This window comes from Agrobacterium sp. O3.4, from assembly GCF_041414895.1.
Lineage (GTDB): Bacteria > Pseudomonadota > Alphaproteobacteria > Rhizobiales > Rhizobiaceae > Agrobacterium > Agrobacterium cucumeris.
On the sequence record NZ_JALPZP010000005.1, the window covers coordinates 137,641 to 160,306 of the forward strand.

Here is a 22,666-nt window from a genome sequence, read left to right on the forward strand (position 1 = left end):
TTTCAAATAACGGCATTCATTACTTAATAAAAATAATCGATTATAATAATTTCATTGATCATAAAATATAAATACACCGCGCCGCAAAGGACGGATGTACGTCATCTTGACCCGGTACGATCACAAGGAGGTTGGGGGTTATAGAAATAAAAGGCGCGGGAATACTGTCGGAGCCCTTCCGGCCTCGCCCACATCAGGCCCGTCAAAACAGGGCCTTCATAACCGGTTTATTGCAGATCGCCGGCAGGGCCTGTCGGGAATGTCGTCATCTTCGCCAGCATGTCCTCAATCACGTCCGCCTGAACCGGGCGGCTGAAATAATAACCCTGCCCGTAGGGACAGCCGGCCGCGCGCAGAAACGCCGCCTGCTCGCCGGTCTCCACACCCTCGGCAATGACGTCGATATCCAGAGACCCAGCAAGCTGGATCATGATCGAAACGATGGCGCTGTCCTTGGTTTTTTCCGGCAGGTGGGTAAGAAACGAGCGGTCTATCTTCATGCAGGACAGTGGAAAGGTCTTGAGCATGCCGAGACAGGAATAACCGATGCCGAAATCGTCCAATGCGAGACTGACGCCCATCTGCTTGATAGCGCGCATGATCCGCACCGATGTTTCGACGTCCTGGATGATAAGCGTCTCAGTGATTTCGATTTCGAGCAGCGAAGGCGAAAGACCGCTTTCCTTCAGCGCCGACTGGATCTGCTCCACAAGCCCGCCCTGAAACTGCCGGGGCGAAATATTGACCGCCATTTTAATGGGCGACAGGCCGGCCGCGATCCAAGCCTGCGCCTGCTGGCAGGCTTTTTTCAGAATGCTTTCCCCAAGCTCCACGATGAGGCCGGTTTCTTCAGCAAGACCGATGAATTCCAATGGCGCCAGCAGACCCTCCACCGGGTGCTGCCAGCGCACCAGCGCCTCCACCCCACTGATACGGCCGGTGAGAAGGTCAACCTGCGGCTGGAAATGCAGAACAAACTCATCCCGCTCCACCGCCTTGCGCAGCTCCTCGATGCGGGTGAACTTCTTTCTCAGATCGTCCGCCATGCGCGGCGTGAAGGTGGCAATGCCATCCCGGCCGTTATGTTTGGCCTCATACATGGCAAGATCGGCGGCTGCGACGATTTCCGCCGTGGTTTCCCCGTGTTCTGGAAAAAACGCCATACCGATGCTGCAGGTGACCTTGATATCGTAATTGCCGATGCGCAGCGGCTGCGAAACCGCCGCCTGAATGCGCTGCAGACGGTCTTCGAAACCGAGTTTCTGCTTTTCCAGAATGACGACGAATTCGTCGCCGCCCACCCGCAGCACGAGATCGTTTCGGCCAAGGCTGTGCGCGATACGCTCCGCCGTTCTCGAAAGCAGCGCGTCGCCAACGCTGTGACCAAGCGTATCATTGATCTGCTTGAAATTATCGAGATCAAGAAAACCGATGCCGACCTGCCGTTTCGCCTTTGCCGCCACCGCCAATATTTCCGGTAGCCGCGTATCGAGAAAACGGCGATTGGGTAGCCGGGTCAGCATGTCGTGGTCGGCGAGAAAAGCGATATGCGCGGCGGCACGTTTCCGGTCGATCGCCAGTCCCGCCATGCGGGCGGCAGCCCCGATAAATTCGACCAGCGCCGCATCCGCCTGGCGGCCCGCCAGCACGCACCAGACAAAGCCATGCGCCTTGCCCTCACTGGCGGGAATATCGAAACTGAAAGCAGTGCTGTCGGCCGGATGGGTAAGCTTGCCGGCATCGCTGACGGTGGAAATGAGCGCCGTCAGGCCCGTATGCGACACCAGCGCCGGAGAGACATAAACGGACGGTTCTCCCGCCGCCGCCTCGAACACCCTGACAGCACAGGCAAGCCCGGTGGCAAGGTTTTCAATGGCCTTGACGAATTCCTCGAGAAAATCTTCGATCCGCGCCGCCGCGAGGATCATTTCCAGGATACGCGCCTGCGCCTGAAGCAGTCTTTCCGAGGCCTTTTTCTGGGTGATATCCCTGGAAGCGCCAACCACACCGATGATCTTGCCGCTCTCATCCTTCAGCGGCACACGCGACATCATCAACCAACGGTCGATATCGCCGCGCATGGCAGGTTCCTCGTAGCCAAGATCAGGCTCTCCGGTGCGCATCACCCGCGCTTCGGTATCGGGAATACCGGCGCGCCGCGCCGCGTCACCGTGAATATCGTAATCGGTAAGGCCGATCAGTTCCTCGACGCTCTTAAAGCCGTTTTCCGTAACGATGGCGCGATTGGCGAAAAGAAAACGACCCTCCAGATCCTTGGCATAGATGAAATCCGGCACATGATTGATCATTGCTTCCAGAAGCACGTGCCGGTCGGAGGGATTGGCGTTTTCAGTCGTTGCAGGAGGGGCAGATGGCGTAGCGTCGCGCTTTTCTCGCGACATCCGGTTCTGCTCGGGTGTCTTCGGGCCTTTGGAACGCACCTCTCCGCCTCATCGCTTTATAAGGAAGCAGAATAGTAGGATTATACATATTATATAAATATGAACGACAGGCCGGGATTACGGGCAAATGGCTGCCTTTTGCAGGCTAAATGAGGAACAGCCAACAGCACGAATCGAAACGGCGCGGATAAAAGCCGCGCCGTCAGATTAAAGGCTTCGATAGAGGTATGTCAGACCACTGGAGTCGGCAGTTCCTTGCCAGCAAAATGTGCGTCGAGATTGGCAAGAACGAGGTCGGCCATGGCGCGTCGCGTCTGGTGCGTGCCGCTGCCGACATGCGGGGCAAGCGTGACATTGTCGAAAGCGAAAAGCGCTTCCGGCACACGCGGTTCATCCTCGAAGACATCAAGCGCCGCGCCGCCGATCGTGCCGTTTGAAAGCGCCTCGACCAGCGCCTTCTCATCCACCAGCGAACCGCGTGCCACGTTGACAAGCACACCCTGTGGCCCAAGCGCCTGCAACACACCGGCATTGACGATGTGGCGCGTTTCAGCGGTGGCAGCGGCGGCGATGATCAGCACGTCGCAATTGGCAGCTAGCGCCTCGATGCTGTCGTGATAATCATAAGCGACGTCGCGGCGGTTTCTGGCGGTATAGGAAATCCGCGCGTCAAAACCTTCGAGCCGCTTTGCGATTGCCTGACCGATGCGGCCAAGGCCGAAAATGCCGTAACGGCGGCCGGCAACCCGGGTGGAAAGCCCCATATCGCCCTTCAGCCACTGCCCGGTGCGCACATGCTGATCTGCCTGCGGCAGCTTGCGTGCCTGCGCCAGAACGAGACCGAGCGCGAGGTCAGCGACATCCGCCGTCAATACGTCAGGCGTGTTGGAAACGCGGAAACCGCGCCGTTTGGCATCAGTGAGATCGACCTTGTCGAAACCGACGCCGTTAATGGCGACGATTTCGAGGTTGGGGAGTGCAGCACCAATATCTGCCGGCAGGCCGATATGGCCGCCGGTGACGACGCCGCGGACTGCAGCGCCCTTTTCAGCAAGGAACGCCGCCTTGTCTGCCGCTTCGAACAGGCGGTGCACGGTGAAGCGCTGCGCGAGTTCCTGTTCCAGTGCCGGGATGAGCGGGCACAGTTGCACGATTTCAGTGGTCATGGACTTTCCTTTGTGCCGGTGAACTACTTCACATCGGCCTTGACGAATTGCCGGAGTTCCGGCGTTTGCGGATTGGCGAAGAGTTCGGACGAGCGGCCCTGCTCCCAGATCTTGCCCTTGTGCATGAAGATGGTTTCGGTCGCCACGCGGCGTGCAAAAGCCATTTCGTGGGTCACGAGGATCATGGTCATGCCGCCCTTGGCGAGGTTTTCCATGACGGTCAGCACTTCCTCGGTCAATTCAGGATCGAGCGCCGAGGTCACCTCGTCGAACAGCATCACCTTCGGCCGCATGGCAAGCGAGCGGGCAATCGCCACACGCTGCTGCTGGCCGCCGGACAGCTGGTCGGGATAGGAATCGAATTTCTCGGAAAGGCCGACGAGTTGCAGAACCTCGCGGGCGATATCCCTGGTTTCCGATTTCGCCACGTCCTTGACGATGCGCGGCGCAAGCATGATGTTTTCGCCGACCGTCAGATGCGGGAAAAGATTGTAGCTCTGGAACACGATGCCGACGTCGGTGCGCAGCTTGCGCAGCGCCTTGGCATCTTCGCCGATCGCATGGCCGGCGATTTCGATGCGGCCCGAATTGATCTTCTCCAACCCGTTCATGCAGCGCAGCAGGGTGCTCTTGCCCGAGCCCGAGCGGCCGATGAGGGCAAAGACTTCACCGCGACCAACCGTCAGCGACACGCCTTTGAGGACTTCCAGAGCGCCAAAGCTCTTGTGAACGTTTTCAACGATTACTTCCGGCATGAAGCCTCCTTTCCAGCCAACGCGACAGCTGGGACAACGGGTAGCAGACGATGAAATAAAGCACGGCCACCGCGACGAAGACGCGGAACGGCTGGAACGTGGCATTGTTGATGAGCTGCCCCGCTCTCGCCAGTTCGACGAAACCGATGATCGATGCGATGGACGTATTCTTGACGACCTGAACGGCAAAACCGACGGTCGGCGGCAGGGAAATGCGGATCGCCTGCGGCAGGATGACGTAACGATATTGCTGGGCGCGGGTGAGCGCCAGCGATTCCGATGCTTCCCATTGCTGCTTCGGCACCGCCTGGATGCAGCCGCGCCAGATTTCAGCGAGATAACCTGACGTATAGATGGTCATCGACGCGCCGGCGGCAATCAAAGGCGGTAGTTCCAGTCCGGCAAGGCTGAGGCCATAATAGGACAGGAACAGGATCATCAGCACCGGAATGCCCTGAATGACCTGGATATAGGTGCCGGCGGCAATGCGCAGCAGCTTGTTATCCGAGGTGCGGGCAAGAGCGATGAAAAAGCCGACGATACCACCGCCGATAAGCGCAATGATCGTCAGAAGCACGGTCCATTGCAGGGCGGTCAGCAGGAAGCCGAATTCGTTCCAGCCGAAAGTTCGAAGAGTCATGACTGCACCTCCGGCAAAGCGGTCATCGTCTTGCGGGCGACACGGCGGCCAAACAGCCACATGCCGATAAGGGCAAGGATAAGCCGCAGGCTGAGCGCCAGCGCCAGATAGATGAGCGTGACGACGATATAGACCTCGAAGGAGCGATAGGTCTGCGATTCCACGAAGGCTGCGGCAGCCGCAAGCTCATGGGTGGAAATAGCCGAACATATGCTCGATGCCAGCATCATCAGCACGAACTGGCTGCAGAGCGATGGATAGACCTTGGCGATGGCAGGCACGATGATGACGTGGCGATAGATCTGGTATCTGGTGAAACCAAGCGCTTCGCCCGCCTCGATCTGCGACTTGTGCACCGCCTCGATGCCGGCGCGGATGATTTCCGTTGAATAGGCCGCGAGATTGATCGTCATGCCGATCAGCGCCGCGGTATCCGCCCCGACGCGAAAGCCGAGACCCGGAAGGCCGAAATAGACGATGAAAAGCTGCACCAGGAACGGCGTGTTACGGATCACCTCCACATAGCCGTCCACGATGATGCGGACGATGCCGCCCTTGATGGAGCGCAGCGAGGCCAAAAGAATGCCGAAAGCGCAGCCGAGCACGATGGAGAGGACCGACAGCTTGATCGTCAGCCATATGCCGTTCAGAATTTCATTCTGATACTGGGCGAGCGCGCCGAATTGAAAAGTATAGGACATGCGTCACTCCGTTGACATTTCCCGGTCCGCCGGAAATTTTTCTCCGGCGGACGCGTTGAAAGGCTCAATCAGAAGCTTGGCAATTGCGGCAGCGGACGACCGGTCCACTTCACCGAGATACGGTCGAGATCGCCCGACATCTTCATGAGGTAGATGGACGTGTTCAGCCACTGGCGCAGCTCGAAATCCTCAAGCTTCGTCGCCATGGAATTGCCCTGCTGGAAGAAGGTGAAACCAACCTGCAGACCGGCTTCCGGGCGCTGTTTGATGATCGCTTCGCCAACCGTGGACGGCAGGGCGACAGCATCGACCTGGCCGGCAAGCAGTGCCTGGGCGCTGGTGGAATCGTCTTCGTAAACGACGATTTCGAGGCCTTCGACATTGGCCTTGCGCAGCGCGGTTTCCTGCGAGGAGCCGCGATTGACCGAAACGCGCTTGCCCTTGAGGCTGTCGAGATTTTCGAACTTCTGGTCCTTGCCCGAGATGATGTCCATGTTGAAGGCGCTGTAAGGCTGCGTGAACATCACGGTCTTGGCGCGCTCGCCGGTCGGTGCAAGCGTTGCGACAAGGAAGTCGACCTTGCCGGTCTGAAGGGCCGGAATGCGCGCAGGCGGCGTCAGCGGCACAAGCTCAACCGGCAGCGACAGATAGGTGCCGATGAGGTTGGCGACATCCACGTCATAACCGGAAGGATTGCCCTTCTCATCCACCATGCCCATCGGCGGAGCGCCGGTCAGAACACCGATCTTGACCTTGCCGCGCGCCGTGATCTCGCTGAGCGAGACAGCATGGGCGGATGTGCTGGCGGCGAGCGTTGCTGCGGCAACACCGACGGCAACGGTCACGTTCTTCAGAAATCTTGAAATGCTCATGGTTTCTCCTCCAACCTTTTAAGTGGCTGCCCAAAGCGGAACAGCTATCTTGCACAAAGCGAAAAATGTTCTCGATAACATTTCACCGCGATTGACAAAAAACTCCTCCCAAGAAACCCCGAAAGCTCAAAACCATGTGAATTCTCCTTAAAATTCAACAATTTCGACTGGTTATCGATTTTCCTCTTGTCGACACCGTTTCACGTTCTTGGCAGGATCAATAATGCATGTTATCGGTATCATTGCAAGTCCGATCTACAGAACTGTTGCATCGGACATTCATTCGGGAGGAAACCATGTATACACGCTCGGCAATTTTCGAAGGCAGGATCCACCCCGGCCGGGAGGAGGAGTTTTTCCGCATCGTCGAGGAAAAACTCCTGCCGGTCTGGAAACGCATGCCGAATGCGCAGGCCGTGCGGGTGATGCGCACCGAGCGCACCGACCCGGACGCAGCCTCAATCATCATGGTACAGGAAATCGACTATCCTTCGATGGAAGCCGTGGAGGAAGCGCTGGTCTCGCCGGTCCGGCTGGAAGGCCGGGTACTGACGGATGAGATGATGAGCATGTGCGACGGACGTTTTTACCATCTGGTCTATAGCCGCGTCGCATAAATCCGGTGCACGCCGTATTGATCCACAATCATACGGCGTGCTTTCCCTTGATATCTTCGTGTATGTCTTGTCCTGAAACGGTTCGAATTTAGGGAGACATGCTTTGGTGGAGCGCACGCCCTTGGCCGCAGCGTTAGTCACGTCAAAAAAAGCAACCATGAGCGACGTCTCGAAACTCGCGGGCGTCTCCAAGATGACCGTTTCGCGGGTGCTGGCCGATCCTGCCCTGGTGTCGGAAGAGACACGCCAGAAGGTAATGAAGGCCATCGAGAAGCTTGGCTATGTGCCGGATCGAATCGCCGGTTCGCTTTCTTCCCGGCGCACCAATTTCATCACCGCCATCCTGCCGACGCTCACCAACTCCAACTTCGCCGACAGCGCGCAGGGGCTGGCCAAGGCGCTGCGCGCGGCCGATTACCAGTTGCTGATCGGTTATACGATGTATGACTTGCAGGAAGAGGAGCGCGTCATCCGCACCATGATGGAGCGCCGCCCCGATGCCATCGTCGTCGCCGGCACGGTGCATACCAAGATGGCGAGCGAAGTTCTGATGCGCGCCGGCATTCCGATCGTGGAAATCTGGGACGTTCCGGATCACCCGATCGACCATGCGGTTGGCTTTTCCAACTACGAGGTGGGAAGAAACGCCGCCAAATATCTGATATCGCTTGGTTTAAAGCGTATTGGCGCACTCGGCTCCCGGGCTGACGGCGCCGTGAACGACTGGCGCGGCGAAAGCCGCCTTGTCGGGTTTGCGGCAGCGTTGCGCGAAGCCGGCATTTCCGACGATCTCATCATCCGCGAAGGCAGCGCGCCGGTCTCCTACGATCACGGGGCAAAGACGCTCAGCTCCCTGCTCGCGAAGGCGCCCGATGTCGAAGGCATTTTCGCCGTCTCCGATATTTCCGCCGTCGGCGCGCTGATGGAATGTCACCGCCGCGGCATTGCCGTGCCCGATCAGGTGTCCATCCTCGGTTTCGGCGATTTCGATATCAGCCGCCAATGTTACCCGGCGATTTCAACGATCCGGGTCGACGCCCAGATGATCGGCCGCAGGGCCGGCGAATTGCTGCTTTCGATATTGGAGCCGGAAAAGGATGCCGCTGTTCCCGAAGGCGCGCGGGTGGATGTCGGGTTCGAGCTGATCGTGCGGGAGACGACAAGGCGGTTGAGCGTCTAGCCCTATTGGGACGAGCGGATGCCGCTTGTTTCTTCTCCCCGAGGGGGAGAAGTCCGCGGCAGCGGGATGAGGGGGCAAGCTCCACGAAATCCGGCAAGGTAGCCCCCTCATCCGACCCTTCGGGCCACCTTCTCCCCGGCGGGGAGAAGAAAAATGCCGCACCGCCGCGGCATATCTCAAAATGCCACCTGAGTGACCTTTGACGCCCTTACTGAGCACCCCAGGTATCCGTCAGCCGATACCCTTCCGGCCATGGATCGGACGGATCAAGCATATGCTGGTGGATACCGGTAACCCAGCCGCGACCGGAGATTTCCGGCAGGATGGCCGGGCGGTCGCCAACCGTTGTCGTTCCGAGAATGCGGCCGGTGAAGGTCGAGCCGATCAGCGACACCGCCGTCAGCGTTTCGCCTTCCCTCATTTCGCCGCGTGCATGCAGCACGGCCATACGGGCTGAAAGCGCCGTGCCGGTGGGGGAGCGATCCACCTTGCCCGGCTGGATGGCGACGGCGGCCCCTGCCCGCAGGCCTTCGGCCGTGCGGTCCACCTTGCCGGCGAAGAGGCAGAAGGAAAAATGCCGCCAATCCGGGTTTTCGGGATGATCGAAGCCTAAAGCCTTGTTGGCGGCATTGGTGATGCGCACGCCAAGGCGGGCGATTTCATGCGCCTCTTCCGGCTTCAGGCTGAAACCCATCGCTTCGGCATCCACGATGACGAAGCTGTCGCCGCCATAGGCGGTGTCCACCTTCAGCGTGCCGAGACCTTCAACCTCAAGCTCGACATCGAGCTTTGCAGCAAAGCTCGGCAGGTTCTGCACGAAAATGCGCTCGGCCTTGCCGTTACGGCATTCGGCGCGCACCTTCACCAGTCCGCCGGGCGCTTCCAGCAGCATATGGGTTTCCGGCTCCTGCATCGGTACGATGCCGCCATCCAGAAGTACTGTGGAAACGCAGATGGAATTGGAGCCGGACATGGGCGGCGTATCTTCCGGCTCCATGATGATGAAGGCGGCATCCGCGTCAGGATGTTTCGGCGGCACCAGCAGATTGACGTGGCGGAACACGCCGCCGCGCGGCTCGTTGAGCACGAAGTTGCGAAGCGTCTCATCACGGGCGATGAAGCGGCTCTGTTCCCAGATCGTTTCGCCCGGCGGCGGCTTTACTCCGCCGACGATCACATCCCCCACTTCACCTTCCGCATGGGCGGAAATCACATGAACTGTCTTGATACTGCGCATTCAGTTCTCCTCACGAAAGCCAGACAGGAAGGCGGGATACGGCACGGCCGGTCAGCGCACTGTCAACGCAATCGGCAAGGCTGCCGAAGCGCACCGCGCGGCCGCTGAGACCGGGGCCGTAGTGGGCGTATTTGCCGGAATTGGTCATCAGTGCGCGGGTCTTCGTCGGAAAAACCGGCTCGGAAATCGAACACCAGCAGAGATCCGGCAGCACCTGCACGCCGCTGTCCTTCAGGCTCTGCAGCGTGCCGTCCTGCACGGCCGCATCGATGACCTGCTGACCGGCGGTGACGATGACGGCGACATCCGCATGGCGTTTGCGGCCATTAAACACGGCTGCCAGCGCCCGACATTCCTCCAGTGAGGCATGCGGACTGCCGATGGCGACAAGCTGCACCTCTTCCGGTCCCTCGTTCAGAAGCGACCAGCCGGCGGCCATATCGGCGAGCGAAATGGTCACTGTCCCGGCGGTTTCGAGCGGCGCAAGCCCCGCTTCCGGCGTCACGCCCTCGATATGCAGCATGGGCGAGGCGGAGGTGGTGCCGAAGGCGGCGCAAAGCGCTTTCAGATCATCCCGCGACGGTTTTGCAGCTCCAAGACCACGCAGCAGCGGAATGCAATCCGGCGCGGCCTTGCCGGCGAGATAACCGACGAGCGGCCAGAAGGCGTCATCGATGCCAGCTGGCAGGGCCACATCGACGATGCGCTGCGGCCGGCGGTTTTCTTCGAGATACACCCCCGAAAGCGGCGCCCTGCCCGTCATCGCAATGCAGAGATCGAGAAAATCCGGGTGCTTTGCGGTGCGGGCACCGAGCACCGTATTGGCGAAGATCACCGCATTCGACTCGGCCCAGCCGATCGATTCGCCGGCACTTGGCGCACTGTCCAGCAGGTAAGGCGAACAGGTGAAGGTGGGGCGACACCCCATGCGAACATAGGCATCCGCCAGCCTTGCGGCCGGATCGCCGAAATCCTCCGGCACGCCCTGCGCCCGCCAGTGCGCCTTGTCCACCGAAATGGCGTTCATGGTGGTTGGCACCCGCACCCTGCCGCCCATGTCAGCCATTTTTTCGGCAAAGGTGAGGTTGGCGGGGCTGGCATAGATACAGCCATCGATATGGCCCTGCGTCACATCGACAAGCGTCGACGCGCCCTGCTGGGCGGCCATGGCGACGATGATGCGCATGGCCTGCCGCGCGGCAATGCCGTCGCGCCCTTCCAGCATTGCGCCATCCTCGTCCTTCAGGTCGAGATGGGCCGTCGCCGGCGGTGCGATGGCAAGAGAGATACCGTCGGCCTCAATGGCGTTCTCGTTGATGCTGACATGCGCAGCATGCGAGAAGCGGGCAAAATTATCCGCATCGAGACGGACGACCGGCAGAGCCCTGTCGAACATTTCCGCCGTAACGAGGGCACCAAGCGTCAGAACGTCTTCAGCTTCGCAGAAAACCAGCGCCGAGGGCGCACGGCCGGTGAGGATGAGATCGAGCAGCACGCCGGAACCGGTGCAGGAGCCTCGACTGGTCGGCATGAACAGCACGCCGCCGGTGAGACAGATGCCATGCAGCGGGTGATGCACATCGATCACCTTGCCGGTGGCGGGATCGACCCCGCCCCAGAAGCTCAGCGCCTCGGTGGTGGCGATGACCTTGCCTTCGGCGGCGCCGGTCAGGATGCTGCGCGCCTGAGGAGCAGCTGTTGTCGAAACGGAAGAAGACATTGAAAAATCCCCGTCAGAAACGTTGCGGCGAAAATGCCCTTGTATCGATGGCGGGCTTTTGCCCCGTCAGAAGATCGGCGACGATGCGGGCCGTGCCCGCCGATTGCGTCAGCCCCAGATGCCCGTGGCCGAAAGCATAAACCACCCGCGCCGTGTGCTGCGCTTGCCCAATGGCCGGCAGGCTGTCCGGCAGCGAGGGGCGAAAGCCCATCCACTGCTTGCCGCCTTCAGTTTTCAGGCCCGGCAGAAAAGCCTTTGCCTTGGTCAAAAGCGCCTCAGAACGGGCGAAATTGGCCGGAAGCTCCAGCCCGCCCAGCTCCACGGCACCGCCAACGCGGATACCGGAGGAAAGGCGGGTAACGACGAAACCATGGCCGCCGAAGGTGACCTGCGTGCGCAGATCGAAAGCACCTGGAGGCAGGGTGGTATTATAACCCCGTTCCGTTTCCAGCGGAATTTTTTCACCAAGCGAGCGGGCGATACGGTGCGAGAAAGCCCCCGCCGCCAGCACCACCTTGCCGGCCTTGCGGGTGCGGCCATCATGGCTCACCACCTCGACGCCATCGTCCAGCGGTCGGAGCGAGGCGACATCGAGGCATTCGATGCGGCCGCCAATGCTGCGGAAATGCTCGGCCAGTGTCAGGGTGTAAAGCTTGGGATCGGCAATGGAAAACCACCCGGGCGTAAAGGTGCCGCAGGTAAAACGCGGTGCGATGCCGGGCTGTATCTCGGCCATCTGTTCGGCGTTCAGATGCCGGAACTCGATGCCGTGACGTTCGCGTGCCTTCCAGCCGGAAAGCGAGCCTTCGAACTCCGCCTCGCTTTCATAGACCTGAAGGTTGCCCTCCTTGCGCAGCATCGCAATCGTGTCCGTCTTTTTGAGAAACGGCTCCAGCTCTGCTTTGGAAAGGTCCATCAGCGCCGTCTGCGCGGCGGTGGAATGCTCGACTTTCGATGCCGCGCAGGCCCGCCAGAAACGGAACATCCATGGTGCGATCTTCAGCGCATAGGCCGGCGGCACGCTGAGCGGCCCCAGCGGATCGATGAGCCATTTCGGCGCTTTCCAGAGAATGCCCGGCGATGCGAGCGGCAGGATATCGGTGAAGGCGAAGGCGCCGGCATTGCCGGCCGAAGCGCCCGCCGCCGGTCCCTCGCGATCGATGACCGTGACCGAAAGACCGCGGCCCTGCGCGGCGATTGCCGCCGAGAGGCCGACAACGCCGGCCCCTATGACGATGACATCATTTGCAGGCATTACCGCACGCTCGCCAGGAACTTTTGCGTTTCGGCATGCTGCGGCGCGCCGAACAGCTGGTCCGGCGTGCCGATTTCCGCCATCACGCCTTGATGAAAGAAGGCGACGCGGTTGGAGACATCACGAGCAAACGCCATTTCATGGGTGACGCAGATCATCGTCATGCCTTCATCCGCCAGCATCTTCAGCGTATCGAGCACTTCGCCCACCAGCATCGGGTCCAGCGCCGAGGTGACTTCGTCGAACAGCATATATTCCGGCGACATGGCAAGCGCGCGGGCAATCGCCATACGCTGCTGCTGGCCGCCCGACATGCGGTTCGGATAGACCTTCAGCTTTTCGGCAAGGCCCACATGGGTCAATTGCTTGACCGCGATCTCCTCCGCCTGCTCCTTCGAGATGCCAAGAACCTTGCGCGGCGCCAGCATGACGTTTTCAAGCACCGTCAGATGCGGAAAGGCGTTCCATTGCTGGAAAACGATGCCGACCTTGCGGCGCAGCTTGTTGAGGTCGGTCGATTTGGCATGCACTTCCGTGCCGTCGATGACGATCTTGCCGCTGTCGATCGGCTCGAGGCCGTTGATGCAGGTGAGCAGCGTCGATTTGCCGGAACCGGAACCGCCGATGATGGTGACGACCTCGCCCTTGTTGACGGTGAGGTTGATCCCTTTCAGAACCTCCAGCGGGCCGAAGGATTTGCGGACGTTTTCGATCTCAATCATTGGGGGACCACCGTCTTTCGAGATACCCGCCGAAACGGGCGATGGGGAAGCTGATAAGGAAGTAGATGGCGCCGCAGATCATCAGGATGGTCAGCGGTTCCTGCAGGCGGGTAACGAGGATTTGCGAGGCGCGCAAAAGCTCGATGAGGCCAAGCCAAAGCACCAGGGCCGAATCCTTCATGACACCGAGCGTCAGTCCGATCCAGGACGGCAACGAGACGCGGGTGGCGAGCGGCAGGACGATGTAGCGCATGTCCTGCGACCATGTCATGCCGAGTGAGCGGCAGGCACGGCGCGTATTGGACGGCACGGCGTCGATACCGCCGCGCACGATCTCGGTGCAATAGGCTGCCGTATAAAGCGACAGCACCACGCAGGAGGTGGTGAATGGCGGCCAGCCGAGCTTGGCGATCGACTGGAAGGCATTGCCGAGAACCAGCTGGATGAGCAGCGGTACGGAGCGGAAAATATCCAGCACGAAGGTCAGCGGCAGCGACCAATAGGGACCGAACTGGAAACGAATGATACCGAAGATGATCCCCATCAGGGTGCCTGCCGTGACGGCGACGGCGGTGACGGCAAGCGTCATGCCGGCACCCTTGGCCAGGAAGGCGAGATCACTCCAGGTGAGAGCGGTTTCAAACATGGCGCACCTCTCTCAGTAACGGAACAGACGCCAGGCCAGCAATCTGGCGGCGAGCGTGACGATCTTGGCGATCACGTAATAGATGACCGCGGCGAGCGCGAAGAATTCAAAGGTGCGGAACGAGCGCGCATTGAGCGCCTGTGTGACGCCGGCGAGATCCGTGTTCATGCCGACCGTGACACCGAGCGAGGTCATGAGGATCGCCCAGACCATCTGGTTGGTTGCGGGCAGGAAAGCCACGCGCAGCATCTGCGGCAGGATGATCAGCCGGAAAGTCTGCATCGAGGTCATGCCAAGCGAACGGCCCGACCGTGTCTGCGTATCCGGTATGGCTTTCAGCGCACCGCGGAAATTCTCTGCCAGATAACCGGCATTGTTAAACGCGATACCGACCAGAAGCGCGGTATAGGGGCTGAGGTGGATGCCGAAATTGCCAAGCCCGAAATGGGCCATGTAAATCTGGAACAGTGCCGGCGTGTTGCGGGCAACCTCCACCCAGACGGAGGCCAAAGCGCCGAGAACGCGGTTGCCGGACAGCCGGAACAGCGTCAGCAGGATGGCGAAGGTAAGACCGATCACCATCGACAGAAGGGCGATCTGCAGCGTTACCACCGCACCGTCCAGAAGCTGCGGCAAAGCCTTCAGCGCCTGATTCCAGTGGAATGTATAGTTGAACATTAAGCGTCCCGCCTTTTCAGAAACGTTCAACGGCGCGATCATTTTGACCGCGCCGTTTACGAAAAGTCCTGATTAGCGATAAACGCCGTTGACGGTGAGCGAGGGAACTTCGCCGCCAACCCATTTTTCATAGAGTTCGGCGTAACGGCCGGTGCGAACCTGCTGGTTGATGAAGAGGTTCAGGTAGTTGATGAGCCCATATTCATCACGGTTGGTGAAGAGCGCGACGTAATCGATATCATAGGGCGCCTTGCCGACAACCGAGATACCGGCGAACTTGCCGCCCTTGACGTTGGACTGCGCGACCGTGGAGGTGGAAACGGTGGCGTCGATCTGGCCCTGACTCAGCGCGAGGAAAACGTCGGCCTGCGTCTGGTAAGGACGGAACTCGCCGGTTCCCCACTCCTTGACCGACTTTTCAAGCGCGATGGCTTCGAACGTGCCGGCGGTTGCGCCGACCGTCTTGCCCTTCATGTCCTCGAAGGACTTGATGCCCGACTTGTCGTTGGCGGTGACAGCCATTTCGAAAGCGAAATAAGGCACGGTCATGCCGACCGTCTTGGCGCGCTCCAGCGTATCGGAGGTCGAGGCAACACCGACATCGACGCGGCCCGACATTAGTGCCGGAATACGTTCGGGAAACGGCGTTTCGACGATTTCAGCCGTGACGCCGAGCGCCTTGGCGAGATCGTTGCAATAATCGACGTCGAAGCCAACAGGGTTGTTTGCGTCGTCACGCGAACCCATGGGCGGGAAATCGAGCACGACGGCGCAACGCAGCGTACCGGCGGAAATGATGTCGTCAAGCTTGTCGGCCTTGGCCGGCGTGATAACGGAAGTAGCGGCCAGAAGGCTGGCGATGATGACCGATTTTTTCATTCTTGATTGCTCCCACAATTGGTCTGCCGTTGAAGGCGCGGTCACTATTTCCCTATGGGGCCGATAAATCAACATAAAAATACAACTAGTATACAAAAAGAATTTTGCAGCTGCGAACAATCGGGATTTGCCGCATGGGTGGCTGCGCGGGATCCTGAAGAAAAGTCTCTTTTCAGCCCAAGGACTTGCGCCAAAGCGAGTGCTGCGGCCCGCCCGCGAATGAGAGGGAAGAGGAAACCGTCACAAAAACTGAAAACTCTGTATCTTCGGTACCGATTTACGCTTTCGCGGCACTTCACCGAAAAGACGAGTTGCAATAGACATGCCTTTGTATACTTTATGTATTCAAGATGTGCGAGCCGATATCGGAGGATCATGATGAGCGACGCCACCACCCTGACCATTGATGCGCTTTCAAAGCGGATTGAAGAAATTTTCCGCAAGGCGGGGCTGAATGAGGTGCAGTCGGGGGCGCTTGCCCGCGTCATCACCGCCGGTGAACGCGACGCCTGCAAATCGCACGGCATCTACCGCATCGAAGGCGCGTTGCGCACCGTCAAGGCCGGCAAGGTGAAGCCCGACGCGATCCCTGATGTGGCTGAGGACGACGGCACGGCGATTGTCAAAGTCAACGCCAATGGCGGCTTTGCCAATCCCGCCTTCGAACTGGGCCTGCCGGTTCTTGTAGAGCGGGCGAAACGTTCGGGCATTGCCGCACTCGTCATCAATGACTGCACGCATTTCTCGGCGCTCTGGCCGGAGGTTGAGGGGCTGACATCGAATGGCCTCGCTGGACTGGTGATGTGCCCCAGCTACTCCACCGTTGCCCCCACCGGCGGCAGCAAACCACTGCTTGGCACCAACCCCTTCGCTTTCGGCTGGCCGCGCAAGGACACCTCACCTTATGTCTTCGATTTTGCCACGTCGGTTGCGGCGCGCGGCGAAATCGAACTGCACCGGCGCGCCGGCAAATCCCTGCCGGAAGGATGGGCGCTGGACGCCGAAGGTAAGCCGACGACCGACCCGGAAGCCGCGCTTGCCGGCTCCATGCTGCCTTTTGGTGGTCACAAGGGATCGGCGATCGGCACCATGATCGAACTTCTTGCCGGCATCATGATCGGTGACCTGACCAGCCCCGAAGCCCTCGATTTCCTCGGCACGACAACACTTGCGCCGACCCATGGCGAATTGATCGTCGCATTTTCTCCGGAAGCCTTCGCCAAGGGCCGCCCGGGCGACCCCTTCCAGCGCGCGGAAGTGCTGTTTGACGCCATCATCGGCCAGGGCGCCCGCCTGCCCTCCGGCCGCCGCTTTGCGGCGCGCGCCAAATCCGAGAGCGAAGGCATTACGCTCACCGCCGCTGAAATGGCCGGGCTCGACCGTTTGCTGGAGAAGGGTCTGGACGCAGTCTCCTGACCATTTGGATGTGGAAATGAAAAAAGGCCCGCAATTGCGGGCCTCATGGCAACAACGTCACTCAGCGTTTTTTGCGACTGCATAGCATACCCGCTCCGTCACCCCGGACTTGATCCGGGGTCCAGCGCGCGATCAAGTCCTTGATCGCGGAAGACTCTTTCACGGCGCAGACGCGCCGTGGCTGGATGCCGGATCTAGTCCGGCATGACGGAGGAAAGGCATCAAACCTCATCACATGCAAAAAAGGCCCGCAGTTGCGGGCCTTTTTTTCGCAGCAGCAATATCTCAGGCAGCCTTGCAGGTCTGAACGGCACCCGGAAGCTTGCTCCAGTCGGCATACCAGCTGTTGAACAGCTTGAACTGCGCCTCGACATAACCGCGCTGGCTGTCCGTCAGGGCATCGGTTTCGTTGAAATGCAGCGTGTATTCCCTGTCGCCCTTCAGCACCATCATGTGCTTGAAATAAAGAACCAGATCCGGACCTTCATCAAAGGAGGAGAGTATGGCCAGCGCCTGCTCCAGTTCCAGCGCGCGGCTGCGGGCATCCGCATCACCCTTGGCAGCGGCCTGCGACAGCTTGCAGAGATGAATGACTTCCTTCGGCAGCACGTTGCCGATGCCGGTGATGGCGCCGGTTGCACCGCAGTTGACGAAACCGTGGAAAACGGCGGTATCGACACCGATCATCAGGGTCACTTCATCATCGCGGCTGGTGATGTTTTCAGCTGCATAACGCATATCAGCCGGGCCGCCGAATTCCTTGAAACCAATCAGGTTCTTGTGTTCGGCGCGTAACGCGAAGAAGAGATCGGCGCGGGTGGCGAAACCGTAATAGGGGCTGTTGTAGATAACGGCCGGAATTTCAGGAGCGGCCGAGAGAATGGCCTTGAAGTGCGCCTTCTGCGCCGCGATGACCGAACCGCGAGACAGGACGCGGGGGATAACCATCAGGCCCTTGGCGCCAACCTTCTGGGCATGCGCGGCATGCGCCACGGCAGACGCCGTGTTCACCGCGCCGGTGCCGACGATAACAGGGATGCCAGCCTTGACCAGACGCTCCACGCCTTCCATGCGCTGCTCATCGGTGAGAAGCGGCCAGTCGCCCATGGAACCGCAATAAACGACGGCCGACATGCCATCGGCGATCAGTTCCTTGCCCTTGCGCACAAGCGCATCAAAATCAGGAGTGCGATCATCCTTGCAGGGGGTCATCAAGGCGGGAATCACGCCGGAAAAAATGCTGGCCGTCATTATTAGCTCCTAAGGCACATGGTTCTCAGGAATGGACGCAGCTATGCGCCACCCTTTCAACAAGGACATTACTATCTTGTATTTTATTTGTCGACAAGAAATCGACAAGCTACAGATTTATTTCCAGCCGCTCATTCCGCACCAGCAATTTCTGCACCTGCTGCACGATCTGTTCGGCATGTTCACGCGCCAGTTTTTCGGAAAGGGCGATATCGCGGGCGGCGATGGCGGCGATCATTGCATCGTGATCATGGACGAAACGCTTCGGCAGACGATCCTCATAAGACTGATAATAAAGCCTCAGAATGCGCCGTCCCTCATCCAGCAGGCGCTTGAACAGGCTGGTGAAATAGGGGTTTCGGCCTGCCTCGGCGATGGAAAGGTGAAGGGCTGCATTGGTGGAAATCATCGCCAGCGCATTCTGCTCTTCCACCGCAATGGCGAATTCCGCATTGTGGGCGCGGATTCCGGCCAGATCCTCGGGGCGATGATATTGTGCCGCAAGCTGGGTGGTGACCCGGTACATCAGCACCAGCGCATCGAAATAGGTGTGCATGTTGAGGAAGTCGATATTCGACACCATGGTCGACCGGTTCGGCAGCGTATCGATCAGCCCCTCGCCCGAAAGCCGCACCAGCGCCTCACGGATCGGCGTGCGCGACATCTTGAATCGTTCGGCAAGCTGCACCTCGTCAATGGGGCTTCCCGGCGGCAGGACCAGATCGAGAATCTCGTCGCGCAGCAGATCATAGACCATCTTTACGCCGGAGCCGCGCTTGCGCTCGGCAGAAGCAATTATATCCGTCATAACCAAATCCTTCTTGTCGACATAAAGAGTACTATTATCTTTTTTCGTTATCAACGACGCGTTGCAACCCCGCCTCCCCGAATGGCGGAATAATTGTTCAAAAACAACAAAAAGCCGTCACGAAAATTACCCGCGACGGCTTTTAATTGTTCGGTTTGTGGCGTGTACGCTGTTTATAAAATGTCGCCGCTTAGTTTATCGTGGAACGGGGAGCGCGCCGCCTGTTTCTTCTCCCCGTCCGGGGAGAAGGTCGCGGCAGCGGGATGAGGGGGCAAGGGTAGAGATATTCGGCAACGCTGCCCCCTCATCCGACCCTTCGGGCCACCTTCTCCCCGGCGGGGAGAAGAAACGAGCCGCACCGTCGTACTCCCCCATAACTCCCTGTCGCTGTAGCTGCGCCTCAGTTGCGCAGACCGGTGGCCACGACGGAGATCTTGAAAGCACCGTCCAGCGTCGGGTCGAAGGAAGCGCCCATCACCACATCCGTCTCTTCGCTCACCGCCTCGCGCACCAGCGTCATCGCCTCGTCGATCTCATAGAGTGTCAGATCGTTGCCGCCGGAGATGGCCACCAGCGCACCGCGCGCTTCTTTCAGCGACGGTTCGCCGAGCAGCGGGTTGGCGATGGCGGCTGCCGCCGCTTCCGAGGCGCGCTTTTCGCCCTTGGCCTGCGCCGTGCCCATCAGCGCCCGGCCGCCATTTTTCATGACGTAACGCACATCGGCGAAATCGAGATTGACGAGACCCTCGCGCAGGATGAGATCGGTGACGCAACGCACGCCGAGCGACAGGACCTTATCGGCCGTCTTCAGTGCATTCTCGAAGGTGGTACCGGCGTCAGCGATGCGCAGCAGATTCTGGTTGGGAATGACGATAACGGTATCGGCGGTATTCAGCAGGTTGGCAAAGCCGTATTCGGCAGCCCGCATGCGGCGCGCACCTTCAAAGCTGAAAGGAAGCGTAACGACGCCAACAGTCAGGATGTTCTTTGCCCGGCAGGCTTCCGCAATCACCGGGGCAGCACCCGTGCCGGTGCCACCGCCCATGCCGGCGGTGATGAAACACATATCGTAACCGCTCAAGTGATCCATGATCTCATCGAGTGAATCGATCGCCGCCTGCCGGCCGACCTCAGGATCGGCCCCTGCACCAAGTCCGCCGGTCAGCTCGGAACTGAGCTGGACCATCCGCGGCGCGTTGGTTTTCTTCAGCGCCTGCGCATCCGTATTGGCGGCGATGAAATCGACCCCGCTAATGCCTTCGGAGATCATGTTGTTGATCGCATTTCCGCCACCGCCACCAACGCCAACGACAGCGATATTGGGAGTGTTGCGGGCAATCGAAGCGCGCGGAGACTGGGTCATCGTGTTATTCTCTTTCTAAACTCATAGGGTCCCGCGCCGTTTTGGCCGCGGCACGCGAATGATCGGCGGCGTTCCCGCACTTCCTTCCTGGCGCACGAAGGAGGCTTTAACGCGTTGAATTGCATATAAGCTATCGGCCGATTGCGGCCAAAAGACTTGTGCTCCAGCGGCGAAAGATGCGCTACGGCAACGTTCTCCCACCCTTCCCCGGGATGAAAACCAAACCGAATCAACTGCTTCGCTATTGAATGGTGATAGCCGAAAAGGCACGCCGTTTACACTCCATTCACTATGTTTATCTCAGTTTGGAACGAGTTGTGCCGACAGGTGTTTGCTTGCCGACAGCGCTTGGGCGCACAGAATGGAGGCAGGCATATGTTGGCAGACGTCTTGCAAAGCGAACCGGGTTTCCGCTTGGAACAACCGCGGGTGCTGATCGTCGAAGATGAGTTCCTCATCGCCATGGATATAGAGGATTCCATTCTCCAGGCGGATGAAGAGGCAGATGTGATCGGCATCGCCAACCGGCTAGATGAGGCTGTTGCACTCGGCAGCCGCGCCGACATCGCCTTTGTCGACGTCAACCTTGCCGACGGCCAGACCGGCCCCGAGATCGGCAGACGTCTTTCGCAGGATCATGGCGTCGTGGTGATTTTCATGACCGCAAACCCGGAAGTGGTCGTCAATCTCGGCATCGGTGCCGGAGTGATTGCCAAGCCCGTGCCACAGGACGCGGTGGAACAATGCCTGTCCTACGCGCTTGCCAAACGCGCCGGTACACATGCGGTGACCCCGATCGGCATGATGCCGTTCGACTGAGGCAATTCCTGAAAATAAGGCTGACCGGAAGATGGGGCTGAAAACAGAAAAGCCTGCCGCGGGAGGAGGTGCGGCAGGCTTCTGAAAAGATGAACAGCGATATGGGAGGAGGAAAACCGCTGTCCCCGGGGCAATCCTTGGGAGGAGGAGTAGGATCGCCCGCATTATCAAAAGGATGTGGGAGGAGGTACATCCGTTTCGATGATTGGAAGATAGCATTTTCCTGCGCATTTCACAGGCATAAGCTTGCAGTACAGATATGCATTTTGCGCATGGCGAATTTTACGCTGCGGGATATCGATGCAACAGCTTCCCGTCCTTACCACATCGTCTGCGAAAAACGCGGCATCCGTATTTCACGCAATCGGGCAAAACCTCGTTACAGGCGCCCCAAGGCGACGACGAGATTAAATGAGCCCAAAAAACAAAAACGCCCGCGAAGCGGGCGTTTGGGCATTAAGACACGGCAATATCGTCTTGATTATTTGCCGATTGCGGCGCGGGCAACGCTGGTGATCTGGCTGCGGTCGAGACCGAGATCGTGCAGTTCACGGGTGCTCATGCGGCCCAGTTCGTTGATGGTCTGACGATATTTGCGCCAATTGTTAAAGCTGCGTGCTACGTTCATGACATGACCCTTTCTTGAGGTTTAGGTGACGTCAGCAACGTTTTCGTTCCGGCGTCCTTTGATGCCCTCTATATGCGCTTTCCCATGCCCAATGAACAGGCAGAATAAGGCAATCCACCCATGCACCAGACGCAAGGGTTCGTCATGACGATTTGCAGCAAAAAAGGAACGTGACTGAAATTCAGCCGGTTCGCGAGGCTTTGCCCGGCGCTTCCGTCTCAAAACTTGTAGCGGACACCGAATACATTGGCGTTTGTGGCGCCCTTCATATTGCCCAAAGTTTTGCCACCGCCGGAACGGTGGTGAAGACGCCAGAAGAATTCCGTCGAGGAATCCTCGCTGAAGGAGACGTTGATTTCCGGCCCGAGATAAAACAGGACATTGGCATTGCCGTCGTCCTTGATTTCCTGCTCACGCTCGCGGCCCGGCTGCGCATCCGTGACAAGGCTGAGACCGGCAGTAAAGCTTGGCGTGATGAACAGCCGCTCCCCAAGCCTGATCTGCTCATACCGGGCGACCGGGCCCGCCCAGACTTCGCCGGTGAAGCCTTTGCCAAATCTGGCGGCAATACCGATCTCGCCGCCCAGTTTTACATTGCCGATGCGGTAGGGATAAAACTGGTAGCCGCCGCCGATAGTGGCGTTTCTTTCATATTCCACGGGAATGAGCGCCGCACTTTTCAGCATGTCTTCTTTCGTCATGGCGCCAGCGAAACCAAATATCGCCTCGCTCGTCTCCGAAGTCATATCTTCAGACGCGAAAGATGATGTCGCGGCCAGTGCGATCATGGCCGTCAAAGACAGACGTGCTGCAATATTCATTATGCTACTCCTGAACAAAGCCCGCTTTTACCCAGCCGTCCTCATAGGCATATTCCCGGAAGGCGAACATACCGTTACCGAACACAATTA

At 59.2% G+C, this 22,666-nt stretch carries 22 protein-coding genes; 4 read left to right on the forward strand and 18 right to left on the reverse strand.

Translation table 11 applies throughout. The features are described 5' to 3' along the window. Positions 1–227: 227 nt before the first annotated feature. From M0412_RS20870 to M0412_RS20895, 6 genes are all read right to left on the reverse strand, one after another. Positions 228–2,402, reverse strand: a complete 2,175-nt coding sequence (locus M0412_RS20870; protein WP_269699965.1) for a bifunctional diguanylate cyclase/phosphodiesterase — start codon at positions 2,400–2,402, stop codon at positions 228–230. A 230-nt stretch (positions 2,403–2,632) separates the two neighbouring features. Continuing rightward, positions 2,633–3,568, reverse strand: a complete 936-nt coding sequence (locus tag M0412_RS20875) for a 2-hydroxyacid dehydrogenase (RefSeq protein ID WP_142841964.1) — start codon at positions 3,566–3,568, stop codon at positions 2,633–2,635. Between the two features lie 23 nt (positions 3,569–3,591). After that, positions 3,592–4,323, reverse strand: coding sequence for an amino acid ABC transporter ATP-binding protein (locus tag M0412_RS20880; protein ID WP_065116843.1), 732 nt, complete (start codon positions 4,321–4,323; stop codon positions 3,592–3,594). Further along, positions 4,304–4,963 (reverse strand): amino acid ABC transporter permease, encoded by a 660-nt coding sequence (locus M0412_RS20885; RefSeq protein ID WP_003499527.1) that lies wholly within the window; start codon positions 4,961–4,963, stop codon positions 4,304–4,306. The genes M0412_RS20880 and M0412_RS20885 overlap by 20 nt, the downstream gene beginning before the upstream one ends. Then, a complete protein-coding gene (locus M0412_RS20890) occupies positions 4,960–5,664 on the reverse strand; it encodes an amino acid ABC transporter permease (RefSeq protein WP_142841963.1) in 705 nt (234 codons plus the stop codon). The genes M0412_RS20885 and M0412_RS20890 overlap by 4 nt, the downstream gene beginning before the upstream one ends. A 68-nt stretch (positions 5,665–5,732) precedes the next feature. Beyond that, positions 5,733–6,536: a transporter substrate-binding domain-containing protein gene (locus M0412_RS20895; protein WP_142841962.1), complete on the reverse strand. Its 804-nt coding sequence runs from the start codon at positions 6,534–6,536 to the stop codon at positions 5,733–5,735. 296 nt (positions 6,537–6,832) lie between these two features. On the opposite strand from M0412_RS20895, the gene M0412_RS20900 reads away from it, so the two are divergent. After that, positions 6,833–7,153, forward strand: a complete 321-nt coding sequence (locus M0412_RS20900; protein WP_003505663.1) for a hypothetical protein — start codon at positions 6,833–6,835, stop codon at positions 7,151–7,153. 157 nt (positions 7,154–7,310) lie between these two features. Beyond that, positions 7,311–8,333: a LacI family DNA-binding transcriptional regulator gene (locus M0412_RS20905; protein WP_269699961.1), complete on the forward strand. Its 1,023-nt coding sequence runs from the start codon at positions 7,311–7,313 to the stop codon at positions 8,331–8,333. 208 nt (positions 8,334–8,541) lie between these two features. Here M0412_RS20905 and M0412_RS20910 read toward each other — a convergent pair whose 3' ends face one another. From M0412_RS20910 to M0412_RS20940, 7 genes are all read right to left on the reverse strand, one after another. Continuing rightward, positions 8,542–9,570: a proline racemase family protein gene (locus tag M0412_RS20910; RefSeq protein ID WP_269699960.1), complete on the reverse strand. Its 1,029-nt coding sequence runs from the start codon at positions 9,568–9,570 to the stop codon at positions 8,542–8,544. 10 nt (positions 9,571–9,580) lie between these two features. Further along, the gene (locus M0412_RS20915) at positions 9,581–11,290 is read right to left on the reverse strand and encodes an aconitase X (RefSeq protein WP_269699959.1); all 1,710 of its coding nucleotides are present in this window, start codon (positions 11,288–11,290) and stop codon (positions 9,581–9,583) included. A gap of 13 nt (positions 11,291–11,303) precedes the next feature. Next, positions 11,304–12,545: an FAD-binding oxidoreductase gene (locus M0412_RS20920; protein WP_269699958.1), complete on the reverse strand. Its 1,242-nt coding sequence runs from the start codon at positions 12,543–12,545 to the stop codon at positions 11,304–11,306. Beyond that, positions 12,545–13,267, reverse strand: coding sequence for an amino acid ABC transporter ATP-binding protein (locus M0412_RS20925; RefSeq protein WP_020811659.1), 723 nt, complete (start codon positions 13,265–13,267; stop codon positions 12,545–12,547). Before M0412_RS20925 ends, M0412_RS20920 begins: the two co-directional genes overlap by 1 nt. Beyond that, positions 13,260–13,913 carry an amino acid ABC transporter permease gene (locus M0412_RS20930; RefSeq protein ID WP_065116851.1) on the reverse strand — a complete coding sequence of 218 codons (654 nt, stop codon included), beginning with the start codon at positions 13,911–13,913 and terminating at the stop codon, positions 13,260–13,262. The genes M0412_RS20925 and M0412_RS20930 overlap by 8 nt, the downstream gene beginning before the upstream one ends. 12 nt (positions 13,914–13,925) lie before the next feature. Continuing rightward, positions 13,926–14,591, reverse strand: a complete 666-nt coding sequence (locus tag M0412_RS20935; RefSeq protein ID WP_065116852.1) for an amino acid ABC transporter permease — start codon at positions 14,589–14,591, stop codon at positions 13,926–13,928. Between the two features lie 72 nt (positions 14,592–14,663). Then, complete coding sequence (locus M0412_RS20940) at positions 14,664–15,470, reverse strand: transporter substrate-binding domain-containing protein (RefSeq protein ID WP_142842085.1); 807 nt, start codon at positions 15,468–15,470, stop codon at positions 14,664–14,666. 378 nt (positions 15,471–15,848) lie between these two features. Here M0412_RS20940 and M0412_RS20945 point away from each other — a divergent pair, with 378 nt between their 5' ends. After that, the gene (locus tag M0412_RS20945) at positions 15,849–16,886 is read left to right on the forward strand and encodes an Ldh family oxidoreductase (protein WP_269699955.1); all 1,038 of its coding nucleotides are present in this window, start codon (positions 15,849–15,851) and stop codon (positions 16,884–16,886) included. A gap of 285 nt (positions 16,887–17,171) precedes the next feature. Here the strand turns inward: M0412_RS20945 and M0412_RS20950 are convergent, their stop codons facing one another. The 3 genes from M0412_RS20950 to ftsZ form a co-directional block, all read right to left on the reverse strand. Then, entirely contained in the window at positions 17,172–18,137 is a 966-nt protein-coding gene (locus M0412_RS20950) for a dihydrodipicolinate synthase family protein (protein ID WP_142841955.1), read from the reverse strand. A gap of 109 nt (positions 18,138–18,246) precedes the next feature. Next, positions 18,247–18,945, reverse strand: coding sequence for a GntR family transcriptional regulator (locus M0412_RS20955; RefSeq protein ID WP_080843068.1), 699 nt, complete (start codon positions 18,943–18,945; stop codon positions 18,247–18,249). A gap of 400 nt (positions 18,946–19,345) precedes the next feature. Further along, positions 19,346–20,308: a cell division protein FtsZ gene (ftsZ, locus tag M0412_RS20960; RefSeq protein ID WP_046801213.1), complete on the reverse strand. Its 963-nt coding sequence runs from the start codon at positions 20,306–20,308 to the stop codon at positions 19,346–19,348. Between the two features lie 375 nt (positions 20,309–20,683). Between ftsZ and M0412_RS20965 the strand changes: the two genes are divergently transcribed. Then, complete coding sequence (locus M0412_RS20965) at positions 20,684–21,127, forward strand: response regulator (RefSeq protein ID WP_142841954.1); 444 nt, start codon at positions 20,684–20,686, stop codon at positions 21,125–21,127. Between the two features lie 481 nt (positions 21,128–21,608). Here the strand turns inward: M0412_RS20965 and M0412_RS20970 are convergent, their stop codons facing one another. Both M0412_RS20970 and M0412_RS20975 read right to left on the reverse strand, forming a co-directional pair. After that, positions 21,609–21,755 (reverse strand): DUF1127 domain-containing protein, encoded by a 147-nt coding sequence (locus M0412_RS20970; RefSeq protein WP_080843067.1) that lies wholly within the window; start codon positions 21,753–21,755, stop codon positions 21,609–21,611. 218 nt (positions 21,756–21,973) lie between these two features. Continuing rightward, positions 21,974–22,576 (reverse strand): hypothetical protein, encoded by a 603-nt coding sequence (locus tag M0412_RS20975; RefSeq protein WP_052820447.1) that lies wholly within the window; start codon positions 22,574–22,576, stop codon positions 21,974–21,976. Positions 22,577–22,666: the final 90 nt, after the last annotated feature.